The 22715-nt window shown below is 65.5% G+C and carries 18 protein-coding genes; 11 read left to right on the plus strand and 7 right to left on the minus strand.

The window, feature by feature from the left end; genetic code table 11:
* Positions 1-89: 89 nt before the first annotated feature.
* Positions 90-1718 carry a glycoside hydrolase family 17 protein gene (locus tag ACVIHF_RS14845; RefSeq protein WP_253608663.1) on the plus strand — a complete coding sequence of 543 codons (1629 nt, stop codon included), beginning with the start codon at positions 90-92 and terminating at the stop codon, positions 1716-1718.
* On the opposite strand, the gene ACVIHF_RS14850 is transcribed toward ACVIHF_RS14845, so the two are convergent.
* Complete coding sequence (locus ACVIHF_RS14850; RefSeq protein ID WP_016844836.1) at positions 1678-2058, minus strand: hypothetical protein; 381 nt, start codon at positions 2056-2058, stop codon at positions 1678-1680. The genes ACVIHF_RS14845 and ACVIHF_RS14850 overlap by 41 nt on opposite strands.
* Positions 2059-2152: 94 nt before the next feature.
* A complete protein-coding gene (locus ACVIHF_RS14855; protein ID WP_456780580.1) occupies positions 2153-3520 on the minus strand; it encodes a hypothetical protein in 1368 nt (455 codons plus the stop codon).
* Positions 3521-3703: 183 nt separating this feature from the next.
* Here ACVIHF_RS14855 and glmU point away from each other — a divergent pair, with 183 nt between their 5' ends.
* Positions 3704-5062 carry a bifunctional UDP-N-acetylglucosamine diphosphorylase/glucosamine-1-phosphate N-acetyltransferase GlmU gene (glmU, locus tag ACVIHF_RS14860; protein WP_456780579.1) on the plus strand — a complete coding sequence of 453 codons (1359 nt, stop codon included), beginning with the start codon at positions 3704-3706 and terminating at the stop codon, positions 5060-5062.
* A gap of 257 nt (positions 5063-5319) precedes the next feature.
* Here glmU and ACVIHF_RS14865 read toward each other — a convergent pair whose 3' ends face one another.
* From ACVIHF_RS14865 to ACVIHF_RS14875, 3 genes are all read right to left on the minus strand, one after another.
* Positions 5320-6903, minus strand: a complete 1584-nt coding sequence (locus ACVIHF_RS14865) for a solute symporter family protein (RefSeq protein ID WP_456792191.1) — start codon at positions 6901-6903, stop codon at positions 5320-5322.
* A 12-nt stretch (positions 6904-6915) separates the two neighbouring features.
* On the minus strand, positions 6916-7242 hold the full coding sequence (locus ACVIHF_RS14870) for a DUF485 domain-containing protein (RefSeq protein WP_456780577.1): 327 nt from the start codon (positions 7240-7242) through the stop codon (positions 6916-6918).
* Positions 7243-7318: 76 nt separating this feature from the next.
* Complete coding sequence (locus ACVIHF_RS14875; protein WP_028332060.1) at positions 7319-8269, minus strand: LysR family transcriptional regulator; 951 nt, start codon at positions 8267-8269, stop codon at positions 7319-7321.
* A gap of 175 nt (positions 8270-8444) precedes the next feature.
* Here ACVIHF_RS14875 and ACVIHF_RS14880 point away from each other — a divergent pair, with 175 nt between their 5' ends.
* The 6 genes from ACVIHF_RS14880 to ACVIHF_RS14905 all read left to right on the plus strand — a co-directional run bounded on the left by ACVIHF_RS14880 (position 8445) and on the right by ACVIHF_RS14905 (position 14413).
* Positions 8445-9509 carry a carbon-nitrogen hydrolase family protein gene (locus ACVIHF_RS14880; protein WP_456780576.1) on the plus strand — a complete coding sequence of 355 codons (1065 nt, stop codon included), beginning with the start codon at positions 8445-8447 and terminating at the stop codon, positions 9507-9509.
* A gap of 175 nt (positions 9510-9684) precedes the next feature.
* A complete protein-coding gene (locus tag ACVIHF_RS14885; protein ID WP_057018716.1) occupies positions 9685-10479 on the plus strand; it encodes an adenylate/guanylate cyclase domain-containing protein in 795 nt (264 codons plus the stop codon).
* 135 nt (positions 10480-10614) lie between these two features.
* Positions 10615-10890: a hypothetical protein gene (locus ACVIHF_RS14890; protein ID WP_057018715.1), complete on the plus strand. Its 276-nt coding sequence runs from the start codon at positions 10615-10617 to the stop codon at positions 10888-10890.
* The gene (locus tag ACVIHF_RS14895) at positions 10887-11534 is read left to right on the plus strand and encodes a hypothetical protein (protein WP_456792192.1); all 648 of its coding nucleotides are present in this window, start codon (positions 10887-10889) and stop codon (positions 11532-11534) included. Before ACVIHF_RS14890 ends, ACVIHF_RS14895 begins: the two co-directional genes overlap by 4 nt.
* A 174-nt stretch (positions 11535-11708) precedes the next feature.
* A complete protein-coding gene (gene glmS, locus ACVIHF_RS14900; protein ID WP_456780574.1) occupies positions 11709-13535 on the plus strand; it encodes a glutamine--fructose-6-phosphate transaminase (isomerizing) in 1827 nt (608 codons plus the stop codon).
* Positions 13536-13630: 95 nt separating this feature from the next.
* On the plus strand, positions 13631-14413 hold the full coding sequence (locus ACVIHF_RS14905) for a DUF502 domain-containing protein (RefSeq protein WP_456780573.1): 783 nt from the start codon (positions 13631-13633) through the stop codon (positions 14411-14413).
* Between the two features lie 247 nt (positions 14414-14660).
* Here ACVIHF_RS14905 and recG read toward each other — a convergent pair whose 3' ends face one another.
* Complete coding sequence (gene recG, locus ACVIHF_RS14910) at positions 14661-16766, minus strand: ATP-dependent DNA helicase RecG (protein ID WP_456780572.1); 2106 nt, start codon at positions 16764-16766, stop codon at positions 14661-14663.
* Positions 16767-17010: 244 nt separating this feature from the next.
* Here recG and ACVIHF_RS14915 point away from each other — a divergent pair, with 244 nt between their 5' ends.
* Complete coding sequence (locus ACVIHF_RS14915; protein ID WP_057018711.1) at positions 17011-17301, plus strand: FAD assembly factor SdhE; 291 nt, start codon at positions 17011-17013, stop codon at positions 17299-17301.
* Complete coding sequence (gene mfd / locus ACVIHF_RS14920) at positions 17298-20816, plus strand: transcription-repair coupling factor (RefSeq protein ID WP_456780571.1); 3519 nt, start codon at positions 17298-17300, stop codon at positions 20814-20816. Before ACVIHF_RS14915 ends, mfd begins: the two co-directional genes overlap by 4 nt.
* Before the next feature lie 25 nt (positions 20817-20841).
* Here mfd and ACVIHF_RS14925 read toward each other — a convergent pair whose 3' ends face one another.
* On the minus strand, positions 20842-21747 hold the full coding sequence (locus tag ACVIHF_RS14925; protein ID WP_076828905.1) for a LysR family transcriptional regulator: 906 nt from the start codon (positions 21745-21747) through the stop codon (positions 20842-20844).
* Between the two features lie 190 nt (positions 21748-21937).
* On the opposite strand from ACVIHF_RS14925, the gene ACVIHF_RS14930 reads away from it, so the two are divergent.
* On the plus strand, positions 21938-22714 hold the full coding sequence (locus tag ACVIHF_RS14930; RefSeq protein ID WP_038386315.1) for an amino acid ABC transporter ATP-binding protein: 777 nt from the start codon (positions 21938-21940) through the stop codon (positions 22712-22714).
* The last annotated feature ends 1 nt before the right edge of the window (position 22715 follow it).

Consider the following 22715-nt stretch of genomic DNA (forward strand, 5'->3'; position numbering starts at 1 on the left):
CAAAACTGTCGCAGGACAACCATGGTATTGACCTAATCCCGCTCTTGGCAGATGGGCTGTGACCGGCTAATTCGACGGTCCCCCGGAGGATGGAACCGATTTCGCTTCGTACGCCGCTGGCGCTTCTCCTGATCTCGCTCGCCGTGATTGCATCCGTGTGGTGGTGGCTCGCCACGCCGATTACGCTCGTGCGCGCGCCGATCGATCCCGCTGCAAAGCTGCAATGCGTGTCGTATACGCCGTTCCGCGGCGCGCAGACGCCGCTGGATCCCACCACGCAGATTCCAGTCGAGCAGATCGAGCAGGATCTGACCGATCTCGCCAAGGTCACCGACTGCGTGCGCACCTATTCGATCGAGAACGGCCTCGACCAGGTCCCCGGCGTTGCGGCCAAGGTCGGGCTGAAGGTGATGCAGGGCATCTGGCTCAGCAGCAACCGCTTCAAGAATTTGCAGCAGATCGCGATCGCGGTCCGGCTCGCCAAGGAGTATCCTGGCGTCGTCACCTCGCTGATCGTCGGCAACGAGGTGCTGCTGCGCGGCGAGATGACTGCCACCGATCTTGCTGGCAACATCCGCGCGGTGAAGGCGGCGGCGGGCAATCTTCCTGTCACCTATGCCGACGTCTGGGAATACTGGGTGAAGAACCGCGAGATTTATGACGCGGTCGATTTCGTCACCATTCACATCCTGCCGTATTGGGAGGACATCCCGGTCAAGGCGAAGTACGCCGCGGCGCATGTCGACGATATCCGCAAGCGGATGGCGGTGACATTCCCGGGCAAGGAGATCCTGATCGGCGAGACCGGCTGGCCGAGCCAGGGGCGGATGCGGGAGGGCGCATTGCCGTCGCGCACCAACCAGGCGCGGGTGGTGTCCGAGATCCTCGACCTCGCCAAGCGCGAGGGCTTTCGGGTCAACCTGATCGAGGCCTACGACCAGCCCTGGAAGCGCAAGCTCGAGGGCACCGTCGGCGGCAATTGGGGCCTGTTCGATTCGGTCAAGCGGCAGGTGAAATATCCGCCCGGCGTTGCTATCACGAACTATCCGGACTGGAAGCTGCAGATGGCGGGCGGCATGGCGCTGTCCGTCGCCACATTCCTCGCGGCCTGGCTGACGCTGCGCCGCCGGCCCTGGACGCCGCGGCCGTCGGCCTGGATCGCGGTCGCCATTTCGGCGACGACGGCGGGGGCGCTGCTCGGGATTGCCGGCGACAAGATGTATTACGAGAGCTACGGCGTCGGCGGCTGGCTGCATTGGGGCGTGCTGCTCGCGGCGGGCATTGCCGCGCCGCTGCTGACGGCGCATGCGCTGATCGCCGGCCGCTCGCTGCCGACCTTCCTGGAGCTGGTCGGGCCGCGCGACTATCGCGGCAAGGGCGTGATCGGCGCGGTGCTGGCGATTGTGCTGATCATCACCACGGTGATTGCTGCCGAAACCGCGCTCGGCTTCACCTTCGATCCGCGCTACCGCGATTTCCCGTATGCCTCGCTGACCATGGCGGTGGTGCCATTCGCGCTGCTGACCATGCTCAATCGCCCGAAGGAAGGCATCCGGCCGCTCGCTGAATCCGTGTTCGCCGGCCTGCTGGTGATCGCCGCCGGCTACACGATCTACAACGAGGGAACGATCAACTGGCAGTCGGACTGGACCTGCGTGATGTACCTCCTGCTCGCCGCTACGCTGTGGCGGGCGCGGGCCGCGCAAAACCCAGGATGAACAGCCCGATCGCGAGCCCCGACAGCACGACATTGTAGAGCACGATCCCGAGCCCCGCGGCGATCAAGCCGACGGTGAGCAGCACGATCGACGGCCGCGTCAGGTTGAGCACCGCGATTACCAGCGCGGTGATCCCGAACACCGAGTTCTTGAACAGTACGGTCGACAGCGCGCGAGCCTTGCAGAGCATGGTCTGCGCGCCGGCGTCGCAGGCCAGCGCAACGGGAGAGAACTCGATTGCCAGATAGCGCACGTAGAGCGCGTAGCCGACGGTGACGAAGCCCACGACCATCAGGAACTGGACCTGATAGGGGGAGAGGCGGAACGGAGGTTTTGTCATCGCGGCACTATGGTCGGGATCGGGTTGCGGGACAAGTTCGGTCGGAGCATCGAAATCGGTTGAAAATCCGGCCACAATCCCTTGGCTCACATGATTATTGGCTGTTCCGCCGGAATATCGAGGAGATCGTGGTCGGCTCCGGCTTCTTGTCCTCGGCGACCGGCTGCTGCGGTGGCGGCGGTGCGACGGCGCGCTTCGGCACGGCCCGCCGATGCGATGGCGCCGGCTTGGCTCCGGCGGCCGGCTCGTTGAGGGCCAGCCGCTGGCCGTCATAGATCGCCGTCTCGCAGGTCCGCTGCACCAGGCTGAGGCCCGCGCAGATCCTGGCGGCGGTGCCGGCGTCGTTCAGCGGTCCAGCCACCAGGCGCAACTGCATGCCGAGCCCGTTGCTGCTCTCCTTGATCACGATGATCGGCCGCAGCGCCGCCAGCGGCGCGTTGGCCTTCGACTTCAACAGGCCGCGCCACAGCGCGCGCAGTCCATTGACCGAGTTGGCCGTGCCGAGATCGACGCCGAACTCGGTGCGGTGGATCTGTGCCTGCGGCGCATCGTCCTCGGCGTCCGGATCCGCCGTGATCACCAGCGGAGGGATCGGTGCGACGGTGACATCGTTGGCGGTCGGCGGCTTGACGGTTTCGGTTGCCTTGTTCGCCGCAGGATCGAGCGATGCCAGGACCGGCTTGTCGGCAAGCGGCTTGTCCGCGACCGGCGCCGGCGCAGCGGGTGCATCCTCGGCGCCGGCCGCGGCGGCGCTCATTGGACTTGCGATCGATGCGGCCGTGGCGGAATTCGGCGGCGAATTGTCGGAGGCTGGCGGCTTCTCCGCGGCGGCCTGCGGCTTGGCGGGCGCGGGCGCCGGTTTCTTGTCGGCCGTTGCCGGCTTTTCGGCCGCCGCAACCAGCTTCTCGATCGGCCCCGTCGCCTTGCTGTCGCCGGCTGTGGGCAGCTTGTCGATCGCCGCCGGCTTGTCCAATGCGACCGTCGGCATCGTTGCGACGGCGGCAACGGTTGGCGCGGAGGCGGCGGGCGACGAACTGGCGGTTGCGGGCGAGGTACCGGGCGCTGCCAAGGGCGATGGTGCCGGCGGCTGCCTGGCGATCGCGCCGGTCACGGAGTCGAGACCCTGCTCCAGCGTGGTGACGCGCGAATACAGCCGGTCGCGGTCGCCGTTGAGCGTATCGATCGCAGACGCCAGCCGGCGCGTCTCGTTGTGGCTCTCCTTCGCCAGCGTCTGCAACTGCTGGGCCTGTCGCGCGAGGTCCGCTGCGGCAACCTGGTCGCGCCGCAGCGTCAACGCCGACTGGTTGGCCATCACCGCGACGGTGACGGCGCCGACCGCGGCAACGCCCCACGAGCCGAGCCGCCACAGCATGCGGCGATCCAGAGCATCCTCCTCGGCCAAAAAGCCGGTGGTGCTCTCGGTGTCGAATTCCGCCGCCAGATTGTCGCGATCTTTGGCCAAAGCCCGCTTGGCCCTCCTCGAGGCCCGCCGAATCACGAGGCAAAGATTAACAGGAAATGGACCGGGAACTTGAATCCGGAGCGCCACGGAGGCGAATCGGTTTCTTCTGCCGGGGAAAACAATTAAAGACGGCCTCGAAGACAGCTTTGCGCAGCGGACTGCGCGCGACATCGAGGATTGCGAATGACTGCGCGAACGAGCCTGACAGTGGTGCTTGCGGCCGGTGAGGGCACGCGGATGCGCTCGTCGCTGCCGAAGGTGCTGCACCCGGTGGCCGGGCAGCCGCTGCTGGCGCACGTGCTCAACGCCGCGGCCTCAGGCGAGGGATCGCAGCTGGCGGTCGTGGTCGGCCCGGACCATGAGGCAGTCGCCGCCGAGGCGCGCCGGGTGCGGCCCGATGCGCAGACCTTCGTGCAGCGCGAGCGGCTCGGCACCGCGCATGCGGTGCTGGCGGCGCGCGAGGCGATCGCCCGCAGCGCCGACGACCTCTTGATCGCATTCGGCGACACGCCGCTGATCTCGGCCGAGACCTTCGCCCGTATGCGCGCACCGCTGCGCGACGGCGCGGCGCTTGCGGTGCTCGGCTTCCATGCCGCCGACCCGACCGGCTACGGCCGCCTGGTGGTCGAGAACGGCAAGCTGGTCGCGATCCGCGAGCAGGCCGATGCAAGTGCCGAAGAGCGCAAGATCACGCTGTGCAATGCCGGCGTGATGGCGTTCGACGGCAAGAAGGCGCTCGCGATCATCGAGAAGATCGGCAATGCCAATGCCAAGGGCGAATATTATCTGACCGATGCCGTCGGCATTGTCAGGGAACTCGGACTGGAGGCCGTCGTGATCGAGACAAGCGAAGACGAAGTGCGCGGCATCAACACCAAGGCGCAGCTCGCCGAGGCCGAGGCCGTGATGCAGGCGCGGCTGCGCAACCAGGCGCTCGAGGCCGGCGTGACCCTGATCGCACCGGAGACCGTCTATCTCGCCGCCGACACCAAATTCGGCAAGGACGTCACGATCGAGCCGTTCGTTGTGATCGGAGCGGGCGTCTCGATCGACGACGGCGCCGTGATCCACTCCTTCTCGCACATCACCCAAGCTACGATCGGCAAGAAGGTGGAGCTCGGACCCTACGCGCGGCTGCGGCCCGGCACCTCGCTCGGCGATGGCGTGAAGATCGGCAATTTCGTCGAGACCAAGGGTTCGAGGCTGGAGGCCGGCGTCAAGGTCAACCATCTCTCCTATGTCGGCGACGCCCATGTCGGTGCCAATTCCAACCTCGGTGCCGGCACCATCACCTGCAACTATGACGGCTTCCTCAAGCACAAGACGCTGATCGGCGAGGGCGCCTTCATCGGCACCAATACCTCGCTGGTCGCGCCGGTCACGATCGGCAAGGGCGCCTATATCGGCTCGGGCTCCGTGATCACCAAGGACGTTCCCGACGATGCGATGGCGCTCGAGCGCAGCGAGCAGTCCATCCGCGAAGGCGGCGCCGCGCGCTACCGTACGGCGAAGCTGAAGGAGAAGGCGGCGAAGGGGAAGTGATCTTCTCGCGACATCTTTGCGAGCCTGTCTCGACCATAAGGTGTCGTCCCGGCGAAAGCCGGGACCCATACTCCGCGGCGGAAGTTGGGGACAGGACTCGTCGTTCCAGCATCGTGAAGCAATAACCGTCGGTGGTTATGGGTCCCGGCTTTCGCCGGGACGACACTGAGTGTGTTGCGCGATCTGTGAGTCACACATGCGAATCGGGTGACGGGGTTCGCAACGGGCTGATCGCAACGTCGATCGGTTGACCCGGTTCATGCCGCATTCTTCGCCTGGCGCGGCTCGTCGGTCTTCGGCTCTACCGGTCCGAGCAGGATGCGCCGCTGCATCTCGTCGAAGGCGAGGTTTGCGTTCTTCTCCCGTGTCACCAGCGACAGCAGGATCGCGACCGCAAAGGATAGCGGCATGCTGATGATCGCGGGATTGCGCAGCGACACGAACCACCATTGATGCTCGACCGCGGCGAGCGGCTTGCCGAGAATGTCGACCTGGATGGTCGGGGACAGATAGATCAGCACCAGCGAGCTCAGTGTGCCGACGAGGATGCTCGCCACGGCAGCAGGCGTCGTGAAGTGGCGCCAGGTGATGGCGAGCACGAGCGACGGGAAGTTGGCGGCGCAGGCGATCGAGAACGCAAGTCCCGCCATGAACGCGACATTCTGGCCTTCGAACGCAATCCCCAGACCGATGGCGAGGATGGAAATCAGAACGGTCGCGACCCGCGCGACCTTGAGCTGCTCGGCCTCGGAAGCGGTGCCGCTCCGGATCACATTGGTCCAGACGTCGTGGCAGAGCGTGGCGACGCCCGACAGCGTCAGCCCCGCGACGACGGCAAGCATGGTCGCGAACGCGACCGCACAGATGAAGCCGAAGAACGCATTGCCGCCGACGGTGAGTGCGAGCAGGGGCGCTGCCATGTTGCCGCCGCCGCCGGCCTTGGCCACCGCCTCGGCGCCGACCAGCACCATGGCGCCGAAGCCGATGATGAAGACCATGAGATGAAAGACGCCGATCAGGCCGGTGGCATAGAGGATCGACAGCCGTGCGGCTTTGGAATCCTTCACCGTGTAGGCCCGCATCAGCACATGCGGCATCGCGGCGGTGCCGAACATCAGGCCGAGCCCGAGCGAGATGGCATCCCATTGACCAGAGACCACCTTCGATCCCGGCTGCAGCACCTTGGTGCCGTATTTCTCGGACGCCGCGGCGAACAGCTTCAGCGGGTTCATGTCGAAATGGGTCAACACGAGGAGGGCGAGCAGGATGCCGCCGCCCATCAGCAGCACCGCCTTGACCACCTGCACCCAGGTCGTCGCTAACATGCCGCCGAACAGCACATAGACCAGCATCACGCTGCCCACGACGATGACCGACCAGGTGTAGGGCAGGCCGAACAGCAGCTTGATCAGCGATCCCGTCGCGACCATCTGGGCGATCAGGTAGAACAGGATCACGGCAAGTGTACCGATGGCGCCGGCGAGGCGCACCGGGCGCTGGCGCAGGCGATAGGCCACGACGTCGGCGAAGGTGAAACGGCCGACATTGCGCAATGGCTCGACGATCAGGAACAGAATGATCGGCCAGCCGACCAGCCACCCGATCGAATAGATCATGCCGTCGAAGCCGTTCGAGGTGACGATGCCGGCAATTCCGAGCAGGGCCGCGGCGCTCAGGAAGTCTCCCGCGAGTGCCCAGCCGTTCTGCCACGGCGTGACCTGGCCGCCGGCGGCAAAGAAGTGCTCGGTGGTGCGCGTGCGCCGCGCAGCCCAATAGGTGATTGCCAGCGTCAACGCCATGAAGGCGAAGAAGAACCCGATCGAAAGCGTGCTGCTGCCCATTTGCCTGTCCCCTTAGCGAAGCTCGCGAACGCCTGCGTCGAACACCCGGTTCGCCCACAGCACGTAGACCAGGCAGAGCACGAAGGAAGAGATGATGACGAGCGGGCCGAGCACGATGCAAAGCGACAGGCCGGGCACCAGGATGGTGCCGAGCAGCGGCTTGTCGAACGCGAAGAGCCCCATGAAGCCGAAATAGATCACGATCATCGCAACGCTCAGAACGAGCGCGACCGTCAGCCGCTTCTTGGCCAGTTTCTTGGCCAGCTGCTCGGCCTGCTTCTTGGCCAATGCGCCGCCGTTCGGCGCCGGATCGGCATTGCCGGGAATAACCACGTTCATATCGGCCCCTCAAAACTTCAGCGCGCTCTGCTTGCGCCAATCGGACGAGCTTCAGCCGGGGGCTGACGGAAGGGAATTATGGATTTTTGCAATCTGCTGTGCGCGGCTGCGGCACGACATCGGCCAGCGTGACCTGCATGTCGGGATCCTGCTTCAGGGTATTTTTCAGGAAGGCGCGGACGGCGCGGATGCGCGGGGCGAATTGCAGGTCGCTGTGGACGTTGAGCCAGACCTCGCGAACGGTGCCGGCGAGAGCCGGCAGCACCGGTATCAGGTCGGGCCGGTCCCTTGTGGCAAAGCTCGGAAGCATCACGATGCCGAGGCCGCCCGCCGCGGCGTTCATCTGCGCGATCATGCTGTTGGAGTGGAAGGCGATTTTCGGCTCTTCGATGACGTCGGCGAGCCAGCGCACCGAATCGACCTGGATCAGGTCCTCGATATAGGACACGAACCAATGATCCTGCAGGTCGCGCAGGCTTGCGGGCATCCCGTGGTGGTCGAGATAGTCCTGGCTCGCGAATAGCCCGAGCCGAAACTTGCCGATGCGCTCCGAGATCAGGCCCGGACCGGGCGGCCGGAAGAAGGACACGAACAGATCGGCCTCGCGCTTATGGACGTAGACCGTCTGGGCGGACGTGACGAGTTCGACGGTGAGCTGCGGCGTGGTGCGTCGCAGTTTGGCAAAGCGTTGCGCCAAATAGAGCGAGGCGATCCCCTCCATGGTGGCGAGCCGCACGGTCCCGACGAGCTCCTGGGTGTCGCTGGCGCTGGCTTCCTCGCGGATCGCGATCACCGCGCTCTCGACCCGCTCGGCATGACGCAGCAACCGCTCGCCGACTTCGTTGAGCTTGAGGCCGGTGCGGTGGCGTTCGAACACCGCAACCCCGAGCGAAGCTTCCATTTGGGCGATGCGCCGGCTGACGGTGGAATGGTCGAGCCGCAGCCGCTTTGCCGTTTGGCTCAAATTCCCGGCGCGGGCGGCGCAGAGAAACACCCGCAGATCGTCCCAGTTGATCGTGTCGAACATCACCGGCCTCCAGGTTGCGGCCGTTGAAATTGCGGCCCTTGTCAGCAAAGCAATTCCCGTTCCAGCGCGTGGCGGTTCCGATCCTTCGCAACCGACCTTGCGACAATTCCCATGCACGCCGGCAAGCCAGGGATGATACCGCTTCGCTCCCCTAGTCCTAGCCGGGATTTTCGACATGCTTCCTCGTTTCAAGGCTGCTGCCGTCCACGCCGCGCCCGTCTTCCTCGACAGCTGGGCGACCACCGAAAAGGCGATCGCCATCATTCGCGAGGCGGCCAGAGCCGGCGCCGAGCTGATCGCGTTTCCCGAAACCTATATTCCCGCCTTTCCGGTCTGGGCTGCGCTATGGCCTCCAATCGACAACCACGATCTGTTCGTGCGCATGGCGGAGCAATCCGTGCTGGCGGACGGACCGGAAGTGGCGCGGCTCTGCGCCGAGGCGCGCGCCCTCGGCGTCACGGTCTCGATCGGTATCAGCGAGCGCTCGGCCGTCAGCGTCGGGGGGCTGTGGAACTCGAACCTGCTGATCGGCGAGACCGGAGAAATTCTCGTCCATCACCGCAAGCTGGTTCCGACCTTCTATGAGAAGCTGGTGTGGTCGTCCGGGGATGGTGCGGGCCTTAAAGTCGCGGAGACGCGGCAGGGCCGGATCGGCGGGTTGATTTGCGGCGAGAATACCAATCCATTGGCCCGCTTCGCGCTGATGGCGCAGGGCGAGCAGGTGCACATTTCGAGCTGGCCGCCGATGTGGCCCACCCGGCGCCCGGCAGGCGGCGGCAATTTCGACAACGTGGCCGCCAACCGCATCCGGGCCAGCGCCCATTGCTTCGAAGCCAAGGTATTCGGGATCGTCACCGCCGGCTACATGGACCAGGCGTTGCGCGCCTTCCTCATTGAACGCGATCGAACGATCGCCGACGTGATCGACCAGACACCACGTGCGGCGAGCTTCTTCGTCGATCCGACCGGCAGCGTCTTCGGCGATGGATTGCAGGACGAGGAGGGGATCGCCTACGCGGAGATCGATCTCAATCGCTGCGTCGAGCCGAAACAGTTTCACGACGTAGTCGGTTACTACAACCGCTTCGACATCTTCGGCGTGACGGTCGACCGCAGCCGGTTGACCCCGGCTCGATTCCGCGATCCAGAGCAGCCGATAGCGGACGTGCAAGACGCGGCAATTCTGTCGGTCGATGCCGACGCTGCATCGAATGGGCAGGGCCGCGACCTCCGGAGCTGACGAAGCCTTGGTGCTGCCTCACACGATCCTTCGTCCGCGGGCGGGACCCGACGCGGACATCGCGGTCCGGCATTCTCGATAGTCCGCAAACCTGCACCGTTGCCAACGCGGGAATGTATGGCTACGCTTTACCCTGGGTAGGCTGCCAAACGTTCCTTCGATCGGCCGGACGCTCATGCCAAAATTCCTTCGCATCGGAGTCCATCAGTCGAACGTTTCCGGATACACGTCGAAGGCATGGTGCATTCGACGGGCCGGCTCGACGGTTTTCCTGAAATGGGGCGCCGTGCAGGTTGATGGCGCGGGCGACAGGCGAAAGGTCCACTGGACGTTTCCACCGCAGGAAAAAACCATTCGCTGCCGCACGGTGCAGCGCGCCCAGGACTACACCAAGGCCGCCATCGCGCGGCGACGCAGCCATCGCTATGAACCGCTGGCTGGGAATATCGCGAACCGGCGGCGAACCACCGACCGGGACTCGCAGCTCAAGCAGGCGCTCGCCACGATCCTCTATGTCGATATCGTCCGATCCACCGAAAAGGCCGCGCGGCTCGGCGACACGCGCTGGGCGACGGTGATGAACCACTACTATGTCGCTGTGCGCAGGGAGCTGAAGGCCTTGCGGGGGAAGGAAGTCGTGACGACGGGCGACGGGTTGCTGGCGACGTTCCGCGCGCCGGCAGCCGGGATCCGTTGCGCGACCGCGATCCGCGAGTCCGTGCGCACGCTGGGGCTGGAGATCAGGGTCGGACTGCACGCGGGCGAATACAAGGTGAGTGGCGCGGAGGTGATCGGGCTTGCGTTTCACATCGGCGCGCGCGTCGCGGCGAAAGCGCGGGCCGGCGAAGTGCTGGTCTCGAGCGCGGTCAAGGACCTGATGTCAAAGTCCGAAATCCGCTTCAAGGACCGCGGCGCGCACCAGCTCAAAGGCGTGCCGGAGCGATGGCGGCTCTACCGGGTGGAGCATTAGGGCGTCCCGGGAGCGTCGACTACCGCCAGCGTCGGCTGGCCTCGCCGAAAGGCGTTAATGACATATTGATGCGGTTAACGACGTTTGCCGTCTGCGTTTTCATCGCTCTTAGGAGGCGACAAGGCAAAACACGGCATGCGCAAACATGCCGCGACCGTTCTGATTGGAGTCTTTTGCAGCCTGGTGACGTACTTCAGCGCCGCACGACTCTACCAATGGGCCGAGACCGGACAGTTGGCGGTGCTGTCCCGGAAGACACACGACCAGCCTGAGTTCGTTTCCTGGGGCGACGATCGGCCCAGCTTCGTGCTGCTGTTCGCGCTCTATCTGTTTTTCCTCAAGAACGGACTGCTCGGCATGCTGGTTACGTGCCGCGAGGTCTGGCTGCGTGGCCGGGGATGGGAACCGTGAGCGCGCGGCTGATCGCTGGATTGATCAGGGTGCTGCTCGGAGGTCTTCTCACGGCCGGTCCGCCGCTCGTGTCGGTCGCGCGCGGCGACGAAACTGCGAGCATCAATGCACGACGCGAGGCGCTTCGCGAATGGAGCAGCCTTGCCAATGGACGCACGGACTTTGAAATTTCCGATCCGGCCTTGGTGCCAAGGATGCTCGCGCTTGCGGCCGAGCAATCCGGCTGCAAATACAGTGATGACATCGAAAAGCTGCCGGTTCGCTTCATGAAAGTGGCCGGGCACCGTCTCGCGCTGATGTTCTGTCGGCTTTCCGTGACCGGATCGCATCGCGCGTTCGATCTTTCCGACGTCAGCAGACCAAAGCCGATGGAATTTCCGTACGTCGCGCTGAACGGCTTCGGTACGACGGACACTCCGGGTTTCATCACATGGAGGGAGGAGGCCGGCTTGTTTCAGGCTGAAACCGGATCGGACCTGTGTCCCAGCCCACACCTGCGGCATGTCTATCGGCTAGACGTGACCAATCGCGAAAGCTTTGTCGTGGTTCGCGTCGAGGTCAGCGCGCCTGCGTGCGGCGCGGGTCAGGAATGGACCACGATCTGGGAGGCGAAACCGTGGCCCGCGCCGGCGGATCCGCACTGACGCGCTCTTGCCAAAATGGTTAGCCCCGATTAACCAACCTTTCGCATCACCTTGCCGTTTAAGACTGTCGCAATCGGCAATAATTATTGAGTATCTTGCGGCCGGCGATTCCCGTTAAGGGACCGTGTCGCCGCTTTGGCAAATTTTCGGCGATTTTTGGGGACATTGAACCGCATGTGCGGCATCGTCGGCATTCTTGGACGCGCTCCGGTCGCGGAGCAATTGGTGGATTCGCTCAAGCGGCTCGAATATCGCGGCTATGATTCCGCGGGTGTCGCCACGTTGGAGAATGGCGGCCTGGCGCGGCGCCGCGCTGAGGGCAAGCTGAAGAACCTCGAGGCCCGGCTCGAGGCCAAGCCGCTCGGCGGCCATACCGGCATCGGCCACACCCGCTGGGCCACGCACGGGCGGCCGACCGAGAACAACGCGCATCCCCACGCCACCGAGCGCGTCGCCGTGGTGCATAACGGCATCATCGAGAATTTCCGCGAGCTGCGCGAGGAGCTCGAGGCCAAGGGTGCGGCGTTCTCGACCGAGACCGACACCGAGGTCGTGGTGCATCTGGTCGACAATCTGCTCAAGGGCGGCGTCAAGCCGATCGAGGCGGTGAGGGCGGTGCTGTCGCAGCTGCGCGGCGCGTTCGCGCTCGGCTTTATCTTCGCCGGCGAGGACGATCTGATGATCGGCGCGCGCAACGGCCCGCCGCTCGCGGTCGGCCATGGCGATGGCGAGATGTATCTCGGGTCCGACGCGATCGCGCTCGGGCCGTTCACCGATACGATCAGCTATCTCGAGGATGGCGATTGGGTGGTGCTGAACCGCAAGGGCGCCACGATCTTCGACAAGGACAACGCCATCGTCCACCGCGAGGCGATCAAGCACACGACGGCAACGGCGCTGGTCGACAAGGCGAACTACCGCCACTTCATGGCGAAGGAGATCCACGAGCAGCCGGAAGTGGTCGGGCACACGCTGGCGCGCTATGTCGACATGGCGACCGAGCGCGTCACCATGCCGGTGAAGCTGCCGTTCGACTTCAAGGATATCCAGCGCATCTCGATCACGGCCTGCGGCACCGCGAGCTATGCCGGCTTCGTCGCGAAATACTGGCTGGAGCGGCTGGCCCGGCTGCCGGTCGAGCTCGATGTCGCCTCCGAATTCCGCTACCGCGAGGCACCGCTGCGCAAGGGCGACCTTGCGATCTTCATCTCGCAGTCGGGCGAGACCGCCGACACGCTGGCGGCGCTGCGCTACGCCAAGGCGCAGGGCGCACACACGCTCTCGGTCGTCAACGTGCCGACCTCGACGATCGCGCGCGAGAGCGAGACCGTGCTGCAGACGCTCGCCGGTCCCGAGATCGGGGTTGCCTCGACCAAGGCGTTCACCTGCCAGCTGATGGTGCTGGCCTCGCTCGCGGTCGCCGCCGGCAAGGCGCGCGGCGAGCTGTCCGATGCCGACGAGGCCAAGCTGGTGCATGGTCTGGTCGAGATCCCGCGCCTGATGTCGGAAGCGCTCACCACCGAAGTGCAGATCGAGAAGCTGGCGCGCGAGATCTCGAAGTCGCGCGACGTGCTCTATCTCGGCCGCGGCACCAGCTATCCGCTGGCGCTGGAGGGCGCGCTGAAGCTGAAGGAAATCTCCTACATCCACGCCGAGGGCTACGCCGCCGGCGAGCTCAAGCACGGGCCGATCGCGCTGATCGACGAGCACATGCCGGTCGTGGTGATCGCGCCCTACGACAAGGTGTTCGAGAAGACCGTCTCCAACATGCAGGAGGTCGCCGCCCGCGGTGGCAAGATCATCCTGATGACCGACGCCAAGGGCGCGGCGGAAGCGACCATCCAGTCGCTGGTGACGATCGTGATGCCGGACATGGGGGCTACCTTCGCGCCGATGGTCTACGCCGTTCCGGTGCAGCTGCTCGCCTATCATACCGCTGTCGTGATGGGCACCGATGTCGACCAGCCGCGGAATCTGGCCAAATCGGTCACGGTCGAATAGTCGCAAGCCGCAGCTTCACGCGGCCCTTCAAAAATGCGACAGAATGGCTTAGCTGGGTGGTGGACTACGGCCGCTTCGACGACCCTGGAACAGCAATGACCTCCAACCAAGTGCCTCCCGCCTCGACCGGTGAATTGCCCCCGGATGCCCCGCGCGGGCTGATGGCGCGGTTTCGCAACTATTTCCTGACCGGCCTCGTGGTGGCCGGACCGGTTGCGATCACCCTGTATCTGACCTGGTGGTTCGTGAACTGGGTCGACAATCTGGTCCGGCCGTTCGTGCCCACGGCCTACCGGCCGGAAACCTATCTGCCGTTCGGGCTGCCGGGTTCCGGCCTGATCGTCGCGGTCATCGCGCTGACGCTGCTCGGCTTCCTCACCGCCAATCTGATCGGGCGAACCCTGGTCGATCTCGGCGAACGGCTGCTTGGCCGCATCCCTGCGGTGCGCGCGATCTATCGTGGCCTCAAGCAGGTGTTCGAAACGCTGTTCTCCGGCAACGGCTCGAGCTTTCGCCGCGTCGGCCTCGTCGAGTTTCCCTCGCCCGGCATGTGGTCGATCGTGCTGATCTCGCAGGCGCCGAGCGCCGAACTTGCCGCTAGCCTGCCCGGAGCGGAAGAGCACATCTCGGTGTTCCTGCCGTGCGCGCCGAACCCGACCACCGGCTTCTTCTTCTACGTGCCGAAGAGCAAGATCATCGAGATCGAGATGAGCACCGAGGATGCCGCGACGCTGATCATGTCCGCCGGCGTGGTGCAGCCCGGCGCCAACGATCAGAAGCGCGCCGCGGCGCTCGCCGGCATGGCCAATGCTGCGCGCATTGCGAGCCAGGCTTCGCTGCAGCCGGCAACTCAGCCCGCGCCGGCGAAGGTGGAGTAGCGGCCGGCGCGCCTATGCGGCGTGTCTAGCTGTACCATCGCGCTATCGCACCGTCATCCTGAGGAGCGCGCTCTTGCGCGCGTCTCGAAGGATGAATCGGCCCCGCTGGTGGCCGTCGATCCTTCAAGACGCGCGGAGCCTGTCATCGGGCCGCGCTTTGCGCGGACCCGTTGGCGCTCCTCCAGCGACAAAGGCGAAGCCTTTGCGCGGGGATGACGGGACGGACGGCGGCGTGCGTCGCGCTGAATCACCCCGCGCCGATCAGCGGCACGGCTTCGTCGCGTTCGTAGAGGTAGAGCAGGACGCGCAGCGCTTCGCCGCGTTCGCCCTTCAGCTTCGGGTTGTCCTTCATGATCCGCAGCGCCTCGTCGCGGGCCTGGGTGATGAGCTGGCCGTGCACCTCGGAGCGCGCGATGCGGTAGCCGGGCAGGCCGCTCTGGCGGATGCCGAGCACGTCGCCTTCGCCGCGCAGCTTCAGATCCTCCTCGGCGATCCGGAATCCATCCGTGGTCTCGCGGATCACCTTCAGCCGCGCCTTCGATATCTCGCCGAGCGGCTCCTTGTAGAGCAGCAGACAGGTCGAGGCTTCGGAGCCGCGGCCGATGCGCCCGCGCAGTTGATGCAGCTGCGCAAGCCCGAAACGTTCGGCGTTCTCGATCACCATGATGGTCGCCGCCGGCACGTCGACGCCGACCTCGACCACCGTGGTCGCGACCAGGAGGCCGATCTCGTGCGCGGCGAATTGCGCCATCACGCGGTCCTTCTCGGTGCCCTTCATCTGGCCGTGCACGAGACCGACGCGATCGCCGAACCGCTTCTGCAGGCTCTCGAAACGTTCGGTCGCGTTGGTGAGATGCTCGGTGCCCTCGGCCTCGGATTCATCGACCAGCGGGCAGATCCAGTAGACCAGCTTGCCGGCGCCGAGCGCGCGGCCGACGCCGTCCATCACGTCCTCGATCCGGCTCATCGGCACCGCGCGGGTGTCGATCGGCTGGCGGCCGGCGGGCTTTTCGCGCAGCTCCGAGACGTCCATGTCGCCGAAATATGTCAGCACCAGCGTGCGCGGGATCGGGGTGGCGCTCAGCACCAGCACGTCGACGGCTTCGCCCTTGGACGTCAGCGCGAGGCGCTCGCGGACGCCGAAGCGATGTTGCTCGTCGACCACGGCAAGCGCCAGCGCCTTGTAGATCACGTCGTCCTGGATCAGCGCGTGGGTGCCGACCAAGAGATCGATCTCGCCGGCCTCGAGCTGTGCCAAAAGTTCGCGGCGCTCCTTGCCTTTCTCGCGGCCGGTGAGGATCGCAACCCGTAGGCCGGCGCTCTCGGCGAGCGGCGCGATGGTCTTGATGTGCTGGCGCGCCAGGATTTCGGTCGGCGCCATCAGCGCGGCCTGCTTGCCGGCTTCCGCAACCGCGGCGGCAGCCAGCAGCGCCACCACGGTCTTGCCGGAACCGACATCGCCCTGCACGAGGCGCAGCATCCGCACCGGCTGCTGCAGGTCCGCGATGATTGCCGCGACCGCCTCTTGCTGCGACCTGGTCAGCGCATAGGGCAGGGCATCGATGATCTTCCGGCGCAGATGACCATCGCCGGCGTTGCGCACACCGGCGGGGCGGCGCAGCGTGGCGCGGATCAGGGCGAGCGCGAGCTGGCCTGCCAGCAGTTCGTCGAAAGCGAGGCGCGACCAGAACGGGCCGTCGGGCAGGATGTCGGTCAGCTCGACCGGCACATGCACGCGGGTCAGCGCCTCCCTGATCGGCGGGAAGTTGCAGCGGCGCAGCACCTCGGGGCTGATCCATTCCGGCAGATCCGGCAGCCTGGTCAGCGCCTGCGCGATGGCGCGGCGGAGCGAGCCGATCGCAAGCCCCTCGGTCAGCGGATAGACCGGATCGATGCCGGACAGTTTTGCAAAGCCCGCTTCATCGACGACGCGATCGGGATGCACGATCTGCGGGATGCCGTCATACATCGCCAGCGTGCCGGAGACGTAGCGCTTCTCGCCGACCGGCAGCAGCTTCTCGACATAGCCGGGCTGGGCGCGGAAGAAGGTCAGCACGACGTCGCCGGTGTCGTCGCTGGCATAGACGAGGTAGGGCGCGCGCGAATTGCGCGGCGGCGGACGATGGCGGTCGACGGTGACCTCAAGCGTCACCATGATTCCGACCGCGGCGTCGCGGATCTTCGGCCGGGCGCGGCGGTCGATCACGCTCGCCGGCAGATGCAGCAGCAGGTCGACCAGCCGCGGCGTCTCGCTGCGGTCGAGCAGATAGCGCAGCAGCTTGTCCTGCTTCGGGCCGACCCCTTGCAGGGTCGTGACCTGGGCAAACAGCGGATTGAGCAGGGCTGGGCGCATCGACGAATCCAAGACCGTTTCACACCGTCATGCCCGGCCTTGTGCCGGGCATCCACGTCTTTTTTTGGAGCTGATGTCGGCCGGGTCCCGTCTACAAGGCTTCGACGGGCGCGCAAGCCCGGCGACGGCATGCGCCCAGGGAAACCCAAAACGCGGCGAATGAGGGCTGACATCGGCCATCGCCATGGCTATATCAGGCCCGCCCGGCACGTCCGGGCTTTTGGCGTTGGATGGATTTTGGGACATGACGGGATCGACACGATCGAGCAGCGGGCTCGATGACCGCCGCAAGCGGCTTTTGTTTCGCTGCTGGCACCGCGGCACCCGGGAGATGGACCTGATCCTCGGCCGCTTCGCCGACGCGACCATTGGCGAACTGTCCGACCACGAGCTCGGCGAGCTCGAGCATCTGATCGAGGTCCCGGATCCCGACCTCTATGCGGCGCTGACCGGCGACAAGGTGCTGCCGTCCGAATATGCCACCGCGCTGTTTGCCCGCATCAAGGCGTTCCGGGTCGCGGATCCCAGCGCATGAAACAGCCGATGAAATCACCGGCCGCGATGCTCGCGCCCGGCCGGGTGCTCACCATCGCCAACGTCGCCGAGGGCGCCGAGGGGCTCGTCATCTCGGATCTGGCGCGCGCCATCGCGGCGCAGCCGAAGCGTCCGGCGGTGAGCCTTGCCGTGGTGTGCCGCGACGGCGCGCGGATGCAGCAGCTCGCCCGCGCGCTGGAGTTCTTCGCGCCCGATATCGCCGTGATGCAGGTTCCGGCCTGGGACTGCCAGCCCTATGACCGCGTCTCGCCGCATGCCGGCATTTTGGCGCAACGCCTGACCGCTTTGGCCAAGTTGTCGCGGCTGGTCGGCAGCGACAAGCCGCTGATCGTGCTCACCACGGTAAATGCGGCCGTGCAGCGGGTGCCGGCGCGCGATCAGGTCGCAGCGCAAGCGCTGTCGGTTGCGCCAGGCAATGTGGTGCCGATGGATTCGGTCGTGGCCTGGCTCGAGCACAATGGCTACACCCGTTCGTCCACGGTGCGCGAGCCCGGCGAATATGCCGTGCGCGGCGGCATCCTCGATCTGTTTCCGGCCGGCCTCGACCAGCCGGTGCGCTTCGACTTCTTCGGCGACAGCCTGGAATCGATCCGCACCTTCGATGCCGAGACCCAGCGCACGCTGCTCGACATGCGCGGGCTCGATCTCGTGCCGGTGTCGGAATTCCAGCTCACCACCGAAACCATCCGGCGTTTCCGCATGGGCTATGTCGCCGCGTTCGGCGCGCCGGGGCGCGACGATCAGCTCTATGAAGCCGTCTCCGAGGGACGGCGTCACCCCGGCATGGAACACTGGCTGCCGCTGTTCCAGGAGCGGATGGACACGCTGTTCGATTATCTCGACGGCGCGACGGTCGCGATCGAGCCGCAGGGCGAGGACGCGGCGCGCGAACGCTTCTCGCAGATCGTTGACTACTATGACGCGCGGCGCGAGGCGCTGGAGCATCCCGGCAGCGGCGCGATCTACAAGCCGCTGCCGCCGGACCAGCTCTATCTGACCGAGGCCGAATGGACCAAGCTGCTCGGCGATGCGCCGCTGGCGCGGCTGACGCCGTTCGCGGTGCCCGAAGGCTCGCCCGACGTGTTCGACGCCGGCGCGCGGCAGGGCCGCAATTTTGCCCCCGAACGCGCCGACAGCAATGTCAACGTGTTCGAGGCCGTGGTCGGCCATGTCGGCGCGCTGCAGTCACAGCGCAAGAAGGTGGTGATCGCGTTGTGGAGCGAGGGCTCGCGCGACCGCATGGGCGCGATGCTGCGCGACCACAAGCTCTTGAACACGACCAGCGTCAACACCTGGCGGATCGTGCAGGCGACGCCGCGCAACGAGACCATGCTGGCCGTGCTCGGGATGGAATCCGGCTTCGAGACCGACGAGTTCGCCGTCATCAGCGAGCAGGACATTCTCGGCGACCGCCTGGTGCGGCCGCGCAAGGCGAGCCGCAAGCTCGACAATTTCATCTCGGAGGTGACGAGCCTTGCAACCGGCGATCTCGTGGTCCATGTCGAGCACGGCATCGGCCGCTTCGTCGGGCTGCAGACACTGGAAGTCTCCGGCGCGCCGCATGACTGTCTCGAGCTGCATTATGCCGCCGAAACAAAGCTGTTCCTGCCGGTCGAGAACATCGAGCTGCTGTCGCGCTATGGCTCCGACAGCGCCAATGTCGAGCTCGACCGTCTCGGCGGCGGCGGCTGGCAGGCACGCAAGGCCAAGCTGAAGAACCGGATCCGCGAGATCGCGGGCGAATTGATCAAGATCGCGGCCGAGCGGCAGCTGCACGAGGCGCCGAAATTCCCGCTGCAGCCGCATGTCTATGACGAGTTCTGTGCGCGCTTCCCCTATGAGGAGACCGAGGATCAGCTCGGGGCCATCACCTCGACCTTGAAGGACCTCGAGATCGGCCGTCCGATGGACCGGCTGATCTGCGGCGACGTCGGCTTCGGCAAGACCGAGGTGGCGCTGCGCGCGGCGTTCGCCGTGGCGCTGGAGGGCAGGCAGGTCGCGGTGGTGGTGCCGACCACGCTGCTGGCGCGTCAGCACTCGCGGACTTTCACCGAGCGCTTCCGCGGCTTCCCGGTCAATGTCGCGCAGGCCTCGCGGCTGGTGTCGACCAAGGAGCTCAACCAGGTCAAGAAGGGGCTCACCGACGGCAACGTCGACGTCGTCGTCGGCACCCATGCGCTGCTCGGCAAGACCATCAAGTTCAAGGACCTCGGCCTGTTGATCGTCGACGAGGAGCAGCATTTCGGCGTCAGCCACAAGGAGCGGCTGAAGCAGCTGCGCGCCCAGGTCCATGTGCTGACGCTGTCGGCAACCCCGATCCCGCGCACCCTTCAGCTTGCATTGACGGGCGTCCGCGAGCTCTCGATCATCGCCTCGCCGCCGGTCGATCGCCTCGCGGTGCGCACCTTCGTCGCGCCGCATGATCCCCTGATGATCCGCGAGGCACTGCTGCGCGAACGCTACCGTGGCGGCCAGGCGTTCTACGTCGTGCCGCGGATCGAGGACCTCGCCGGCGTCAAGGATTTCCTCGACAAGAACGTGCCGGAGATGAAGGTCGCGGTCGCCCACGGCCAGATGCCGCCGACCGTGATCGAGGACATCATGTCCGCGTTCTACGACGGCAAGTACGACATCCTGCTCTCGACCACGATCGTCGAGTCCGGTCTCGACATCCCGAACGCCAACACGCTGATCGTGCACCGCGCCGACATGTTCGGCCTCGCCCAGCTCTACCAGCTGCGCGGCCGCGTCGGCCGCTCCAAGCTGCGCGCCTATGCGCTGTTCACGCTGCCGGCACAGCAGAAGATCACGGCGCAGGCGGAGCGACGGCTCAAGGTGCTGCAATCGCTGGAGACGCTGGGGGCCGGCTTCCAGCTCGCCTCGCACGACCTCGACATCCGCGGCGCCGGCAATCTGCTCGGCGAAGAGCAATCCGGCCACATCAAGGAAGTCGGCTTCGAGCTGTACCAGTCGATGCTGGAGGAGGCGATCGTCAACCTCAAGGCCGGCGTCGCCGAGCCGGCCGCCGACCGCTGGTCGCCGCAGATCACGATCGGCATGCCGGTCCTGATCCCCGAGGACTATGTCAACGACCTCAGCGTGCGGCTGTCGCTGTATCGCCGGCTCGCCGATCTCGACACCGACGAGGACATCGACGCCTTCGCCGCCGAGATGCGCGACCGCTTCGGCGTGCTGCCGGACGAGGTGCGCTATCTGTTCAAGGTCGCGGCGATCAAGGCCTATTGCCGAAGGGCCAATGTCGGCAAGGTCGATGCCGGCCCGAAGGGCGCCGTGATCGCATTCCGCGACAACAGCTTTGCGCATCCGGAGCGGCTGGTGAGCTTCATCCGCCAGCACGGCCAGGCCGCCAAGGTGCGGCCCGACATGAAGGTGGTGTTCTTCCAGGAATGGGATACGCCGGAAGAGCGGCTCGCCGGCACCACCGAGATCCTGCGCCAGCTCGCCAACCTCGCGGAGAGCAAGAAGGCGGCTTAACACGCGGTCCGACGCAGGCCTCGGCTCAGGATCGGATCAAATAGGGCGCAACGTGGTCGTCGAGCAGTTTCAGGAATTGCTCGGCGAGAACGCTGAGTTCGCCGATCGTCGGCTTCAGGACTCCGACCTCGTAGTGGATCGCCGGCGCGAAGGGGCGGACGACGAGCTTGCTCGCTCCGCTGGTTCGCCTGAGCGTTTCGGACGCGCTGAGCGCGTCGACGAGGCAGACACCCGCGCCATCGATGACGAGGTTGAGCGCGACGGCAAAGAATTCACACTCGATCGCCGGATGAAACGGCGTACCGCTGGCTTCGAAGGCGCGAGATACCGCGGCATAGGTCGATCGGCTCTGCGAGGTGATGATCAGATCATGTCGCTCGAGAAGATCGGGAGTGACGACTTTCCGGTCAGCCAGTGCATGCGTTGCAGGCATCACGCAGTCCAGGGACATTCGGTAGCGCCGCAATACGACATTGGTGCGGTCGAACGGCGGCTCGGCGACTCCGAAGTCGAATGCACGTGCCGAGACCAGGCTCCGGACATTCTCGGAGCTTCGGGTCAGGAGCCTGATCGTTGTTGACGGGCGCTCGCGCTGGAAGCGGCTGACGACGCCCGGAAGCCAGACTATCCCAGGTCCCGGACTCGCGATCGTCAGAACGCCGCGCTTGCCTGCGGAGATTCCGGCAGCGGCGTCCTCCAGTTCGGCAAACCCGGCGAGCGCCCGGATCGCTTCATTGTGCAACAGATGCGCCTCCGGCGTAGGCACGATATGGCGGCTCTCCCGGCGAAACAGCGCAAACCCGACATCTGCCTCCAGCCGTTTCAAGGCCGCACTCACAGCCGGCTGCGATACCCCGAGTGCACGCGCGGCCTCGGTTGCCGATCGATGCTGCATAACAGCATGAAAAATCTCAACAAGACGCCGATCCATAACCAATATCTATATATCGTTTCGATGTCGCTCGTGGTATGAGCATGAAGGGAAACGCTAATAACACAAGGAATTTTCGCACATCACGCCGGCGAAATTCCAGATAATGTTACCGCAATCTGAGCGTGACGAGCATTGGCATTATATTTGCTTATGTTTCGAGATGAAGTCGTCTGGAGGGTCTGCGGGGATGAACACAAGCCACGCATCGTGCGCCGCGTCGGTCCTGGCCGCCGAAGCGGTGGTCAAACGCTTCGGCGCCCACACCGTTCTGAACGGCGTGGATCTTGCGCTGGGCACCGGGCAGTCGACCTGCATCATCGGTCCAAGCGGCTCCGGCAAGACGACCCTTCTGCGATGCATGGCGCTGCTGGAGGCTCCTTCCGACGGGCGCGTCGTGATGGAGGGGGCGACGGTCTCGCAGGCCCGGCCATCGTCCGATGTGCGGCTCGCTGCCCGCAAGGTGCGGCCGGAAATCGGAATGGTGTTCCAGCAGTTCAATCTGTGGCCGCACATGACGGTGCTGGGAAATATCATCGAGGCCCCGATGCGGGTGCGCGGGGTCAGCCGGGATGAGGCGGTCGTCACGGCCGAACGGCTGCTTCAGAAGGTCGGCATGGAGGCGAAGCGCGATGCCTATCCGGCCAGGCTGTCCGGAGGCCAGCAACAACGCGTCGCGATCGCCCGGGCGCTTGCCATGCAGCCGAAGATACTCCTGTTCGACGAGCCGACGTCGGCGCTCGACCCCGAACTTCGCCGCGAGGTGCTGCAGGTCATGCGCACGCTCGCGCTCGAAGGCATGACGATGCTCGTGGTGACGCACGAGATGGGCTTCGCCCGGCGCGTGGCGAGCCATGTCGTGTTCATGGACGAGGGGATGATCGTTGAGCACGGCACTCCGGCCGCCTTTTTCGAACGGCCGACAACCGAGCGCGCCAAGCGCTTTCTCAATCAGTTTGACGAGTGAT

This window comes from Bradyrhizobium sp. USDA 4506, assembly GCF_054058795.1.

Bases quoted from the DNA above. Each gene is read 5' to 3' on its own strand.
- ACVIHF_RS14845 (WP_253608663.1), top strand. From the start codon at position 90: ATGGAACCGATTTCGCTTCGTACGCCGCTGGCGCTTCTCCTGATCTCG.
- ACVIHF_RS14850 (WP_016844836.1), bottom strand. From the start codon at position 2,058: ATGACAAAACCTCCGTTCCGCCTCTCCCCCTATCAGGTCCAGTTCCTG.
- glmU (WP_456780579.1), top strand. From the start codon at position 3,704: ATGACTGCGCGAACGAGCCTGACAGTGGTGCTTGCGGCCGGTGAGGGC.
- ACVIHF_RS14865 (WP_456792191.1), bottom strand. From the start codon at position 6,903: ATGGGCAGCAGCACGCTTTCGATCGGGTTCTTCTTCGCCTTCATGGCG.
- ACVIHF_RS14870 (WP_456780577.1), bottom strand. From the start codon at position 7,242: ATGAACGTGGTTATTCCCGGCAATGCCGATCCGGCGCCGAACGGCGGC.
- ACVIHF_RS14875 (WP_028332060.1), bottom strand. From the start codon at position 8,269: ATGTTCGACACGATCAACTGGGACGATCTGCGGGTGTTTCTCTGCGCC.
- ACVIHF_RS14880 (WP_456780576.1), top strand. From the start codon at position 8,445: ATGCTTCCTCGTTTCAAGGCTGCTGCCGTCCACGCCGCGCCCGTCTTC.
- ACVIHF_RS14885 (WP_057018716.1), top strand. From the start codon at position 9,685: ATGCCAAAATTCCTTCGCATCGGAGTCCATCAGTCGAACGTTTCCGGA.
- ACVIHF_RS14890 (WP_057018715.1), top strand. From the start codon at position 10,615: ATGCGCAAACATGCCGCGACCGTTCTGATTGGAGTCTTTTGCAGCCTG.
- glmS (WP_456780574.1), top strand. From the start codon at position 11,709: ATGTGCGGCATCGTCGGCATTCTTGGACGCGCTCCGGTCGCGGAGCAA.
- ACVIHF_RS14905 (WP_456780573.1), top strand. From the start codon at position 13,631: ATGACCTCCAACCAAGTGCCTCCCGCCTCGACCGGTGAATTGCCCCCG.
- recG (WP_456780572.1), bottom strand. From the start codon at position 16,766: ATGCGCCCAGCCCTGCTCAATCCGCTGTTTGCCCAGGTCACGACCCTG.
- ACVIHF_RS14915 (WP_057018711.1), top strand. From the start codon at position 17,011: ATGACGGGATCGACACGATCGAGCAGCGGGCTCGATGACCGCCGCAAG.
- mfd (WP_456780571.1), top strand. From the start codon at position 17,298: ATGAAACAGCCGATGAAATCACCGGCCGCGATGCTCGCGCCCGGCCGG.
- ACVIHF_RS14925 (WP_076828905.1), bottom strand. From the start codon at position 21,747: ATGGATCGGCGTCTTGTTGAGATTTTTCATGCTGTTATGCAGCATCGA.
- ACVIHF_RS14930 (WP_038386315.1), top strand. From the start codon at position 21,938: ATGAACACAAGCCACGCATCGTGCGCCGCGTCGGTCCTGGCCGCCGAA.